This is a genomic window from Streptomyces sp. (assembly GCF_031178505.1).
GTDB lineage: Bacteria > Actinomycetota > Actinomycetes > Streptomycetales > Streptomycetaceae > Streptomyces > Streptomyces gulbargensis.
In genome coordinates this window covers 1-3916 of sequence record NZ_JAPSIW010000671.1, presented here as the reverse complement: position 1 = coordinate 3916, position 3916 = coordinate 1, and the positions used below count along the sequence as shown (strand labels likewise).

Below are 3916 nucleotides of genomic sequence, written 5' to 3'. Positions count from 1 at the left end.
TGCCCTCCCCGCCGCTCTCCCGCTCGCGGAGGCCAGGGAGCTCCTGGCCTCCGCCCCCGTCGTCGACGGCCACAACGACCTGCCGTGGGCGCTGCGCGAGCACGTGCGGTACGACCTGGACAAGCTGGACATCGGCGCCGACCAGACCGGCACGCTCCACACCGATCTGGCCCGCCTCCGAGCAGGCTGCGTCGGCGCCCAGTTCTGGTCCGTGTACGTGCCGTCCCGGCTCACCGGCGACCACGCGGTCAGCGCCACCCTGGAGCAGATCGACATCGTCGACCAGCTCCTCGCCCGGTACGGCACGGAGCTGGCCCCCGCCCTGACGGCGGACGACATGGAGGCGGCCCGGAAGCAGGGCCGTATCGCCTCCCTCAAGGGCGCCGAGGGCGGCCACTCGATCAACAACTCCCTCGCCACCCTGCGCGCGCTGCACGCCCTCGGCGTCCGCTACATGACGCTCACGCACAACGACAACAACGACTGGGCGGACTCGGCGACCGACGAGCCGCGCGTCGGCGGGCTCTCCGCCTTCGGCCGCGAGGTCGTCCGCGAGATGAACCGCTCCGGTGTGCTCGTGGACCTCTCGCACGTCGCCGCCACCACCATGCGGGACGCCCTGGACACCACGGCCGCGCCGGTGATCTTCTCGCACTCCTCGGCCCGGTCCGTCTGCGACCACCCGCGCAACATCCCGGACGACGTCCTGGAGCGGCTGCCGGGCAACGGCGGGGTCGCGATGGCCACCTTCGTGCCGAAGTTCATCCTGCCCGCCGCCGTCGCCTGGACCGAGCGCGCGGACGCCAACCTGCGGGCCCACGGGCTGCACCACCTGGACACCACCCCGCGGGCCATGGAGATCCACCGGGCCTTCGAGGCGGTGGACCCGCGTCCCGTCGCCACCGTCGCCACGGTCGCCGACCACCTCGACCACATGCGCGAGGCCGCCGGCATCGACCACATCGGCATCGGCGGCGACTTCGACGGCACCGCGTTCACCCCGGCCGGCCTCGACGACGTCGCCGGCTACCCCCACCTGATCGCGGAGCTCCTGCACCGCGGCTGGTCCCGGGCGGACCTGACCAAGCTGACCTGGTCGAACGCGGTCCGCGTCCTGCGCGACGCCGAGGACGTCGCCCGCGACCTCGCCGCCCGTACGGCCCCGTCGAACGCGACCATCGACGTCCTGGACGGCCCGGGGGCGACCGGCGCCTGAGCGGGGGCGGGAGTACGGCCGCGGCCCGGCCGCCTCACCCGTACGGCCCTGCCCGCCGGGCCCCCGGCGGGCAGCGGTGGCACGCTGGACAGTACCGCCCCGCCCTTTCGGCGGGGCGGTACTGCGTCACCGAGCCCGGAGTTGTGCCATGGCCGATCTGGACGACCGTTCCCCGCTGTCCGCCCCCGCCGGTGCGGTGGGCCCGCCGACGGCCGCGGAGACGGGCCGGACGGCATGGGCACGCGCGCTCCTCGCCGCACACCCGGTGCTCGAAGGCCACGCCGAGCTGCCGCCGTCCACCGACCCGGAGGAGTTCCCGGCAGCCGGTACGGCGGAGGTGGGCGCCCGGTTCTGGTCGCTGCTCGTCGACCCCGACGAGGGCGTCATCGGCACCCTCCGCCGGATCGACGCCGCCCGGTCCCTCGTGGCCGCCCGTCCCGCTCGCCTGTGCCTGGCCCGCACCACCGCCGAGATCACGCGGGCCCGGCGCAGCGGCCGGGTCGCCGCCGTTCTCGGCCCGGTCGGCTGGACCGCCCTCGGCGGCTCCGCCGCCACCCTCCGGGCCTACCGCGCGCTCGGCGTGCGGGCCGTGAATCTCACCCGCTTCGACCGCTTCGCCCGCGAGGCGGTACGGGAGATGAACCGCATCGGCCTGGCCGTGGACCTCTCGGGTGCGGACCCCGACACCGTCCGCCGCGCCCTCGCCGCCACCCGGGCCCCCGTCCTGCTGACCCGCGCCGCCCCGGAGGACCTCCCGGACGACGTCCTGCGCCTCCTCGGCGGCAACGGCGCCGTCTGCATGGTGCCGGTGACCGGCGACCCCCGGGCCACCGCCGACGTGCTCGACCGGGTCCGGGCGCAGGCGGGCCCGCACGGCGCGGGCCTCTCCCGCGCACTGTCCCCGGGCCTCGGCTACGTACCGCTCTTCGCCGAGCTGCTCCGCAGGGGCTGGTCCGCCCCCGAGCTGGTGGGCCTGGCCCACGCCAACGTCACCCGGGCGCTGCGCGAGACGGAGTACCTGGCCCGCGGCGGCCGCGCCCGGCGCGCGGCGGCCTGACCCCTACGGGGGGCCCTTACGGGAGACGTACCGCTGCCGAAAGGGTTCTCAGGACCGGGGGCGGCCCATCGCGCGGTACGTCCAGCCGGCGGCCCGCCACAGCTCCCCGTCCAGGGCGTTGCGCCCGTCGAGGATCACGCGCGAGGAGGCCACGGAGGCCAGCTCCGCCGGGTCCAGCTCGCGGAACTCGCGCCACTCCGTCAGGTGGAGCACCACGTCCGCGCCACGGACCGCGTCGACGGCCGAGTCCGCGTACCCGAGCGTCGGGAAGACCTTGCGGGCGTTGTCCATGCCCTTGGGGTCGTACACGGTCACCTGGCCGCCCTGGAGGTGTATCTGACCGGCCACGTTGAGGGCGGGGGAGTCGCGGACGTCGTCCGAGTCGGGCTTGAAGGTCGCGCCGAGCACGGCGACCCGGCGGCCGAGGAAGGAGGTGCCGCCCAGGGCCTCGCGGGCCATCTCGACCATCTGGCCGCGCCGCCGCATGTTGATCGAGTCGATCTCGCGCAGGAAGGTCAGGGCCTGGTCGGCACCCAGCTCGCCCGCGCGGGCCATGAAGGCCCGGATGTCCTTCGGCAGACAGCCGCCGCCGAAGCCGATGCCCGCGCGCAGGAACTTGGCGCCGATCCGGTCGTCGTGGCCGATGGCCTCGGCGAGCTTGACGACGTCACCGCCGGCCGCCTCGCAGACCTCCGCCATCGCGTTGATGAAGGAGATCTTGGTGGCGAGGAAGGAGTTGGCGGCCGTCTTGACCAGCTCGGCGGTCGGGAAGTCCGTCACCACGAACGGCGAGCCCTCGCCGACGGGGACCGCGTACACCTCGCGCAGCGTCTTCTCCGCCCGCTCGCCGCGCACGCCGACCACGATCCGGTCCGGACGCAGGGTGTCCTGGACGGCGAAGCCCTCCCGCAGGAACTCGGGGTTCCAGGCGAGCTCCACCCCTTCGGGGAGCAGCGCGGCGAGCCGGTCGGCCGAACCGACCGGCACGGTCGACTTGCCGACGACGAGCGCGCCGTCACGGACGACGGCGGCGAGCGAGACGAAGGCGGCGTCGACATGACTCATGTCGCAGGCGTACTCGCCGTGCTTCTGCGGGGTGTTCACACAGACGAAGTGCACGTCGCCGAAGGCGCCGACCTCCTCCCAGGAGGTGGTGAAGCGCAGCCGCCCGCTGGAGCCCTCGATCCCGGCGACGTGCCGGGCGAGGAGTTCCTCCAGACCGGGCTCGTACAGGGGGACGCGGCCCGCGGCCAGCATCTCGACCTTCTCCGGGACGACGTCCAGTCCGAGCACCTCGAAGCCGAGCTCCGCCATGGCCGCGGCGTGGGTGGCGCCCAGGTAGCCGGTTCCGATGACGGTGATCTTCAGGGTCATGCGGGACTCCAGAGACGTCGGGCGGAATGCCTGCCCGAGCATAGTCGGGCTCTGGCCCGGTGCCCCGCAACGCCCTACCCTTTGGGTTACTTAACGGTAGTTAGCAACGCGGGAGTGAGACACAGTGGCGGGTTCTGCTGATTTCGACCTGTATCGGCCTTCGGAGGAGCACGACATGCTCCGGGAGTCGGTGCGTGCGCTGGCGGAGGCGAAGATCGCGCCGTTCGCCGCTGCGGTGGACGAGGAGGGGCGGTTCCCGAAGGAGGCCC

General features: G+C 73.9%; 4 protein-coding genes. 3 read left to right on the top strand and 1 reads right to left on the bottom strand.

Annotated features, from left to right (window positions below; translation table 11 throughout):
* The first annotated feature begins 43 nt into the window (after nt 1-43).
* Together RIF68_RS30215 and RIF68_RS30210 are read left to right on the top strand one after the other, a co-directional pair.
* Nucleotides 44-1216, top strand: coding sequence for a dipeptidase (locus RIF68_RS30215; RefSeq protein ID WP_309054457.1), 1173 nt, complete (start codon nt 44-46; stop codon nt 1214-1216).
* A 148-nt stretch (nt 1217-1364) separates the two neighbouring features.
* The gene (locus RIF68_RS30210; protein ID WP_309054455.1) at nt 1365-2273 is read left to right on the top strand and encodes a membrane dipeptidase; all 909 of its coding nucleotides are present in this window, start codon (nt 1365-1367) and stop codon (nt 2271-2273) included.
* Nucleotides 2274-2321: 48 nt separating this feature from the next.
* Here the strand turns inward: RIF68_RS30210 and RIF68_RS30205 are convergent, their stop codons facing one another.
* On the bottom strand, nt 2322-3647 hold the full coding sequence (locus RIF68_RS30205; RefSeq protein ID WP_309054454.1) for a UDP-glucose/GDP-mannose dehydrogenase family protein: 1326 nt from the start codon (nt 3645-3647) through the stop codon (nt 2322-2324).
* A gap of 124 nt (nt 3648-3771) precedes the next feature.
* Between RIF68_RS30205 and RIF68_RS30200 the strand changes: the two genes are divergently transcribed.
* Nucleotides 3772-3916, top strand: a 145-nt coding sequence (locus RIF68_RS30200; RefSeq protein ID WP_309054456.1) for an acyl-CoA dehydrogenase family protein, incomplete at its 3' end; no start/stop codon positions are given.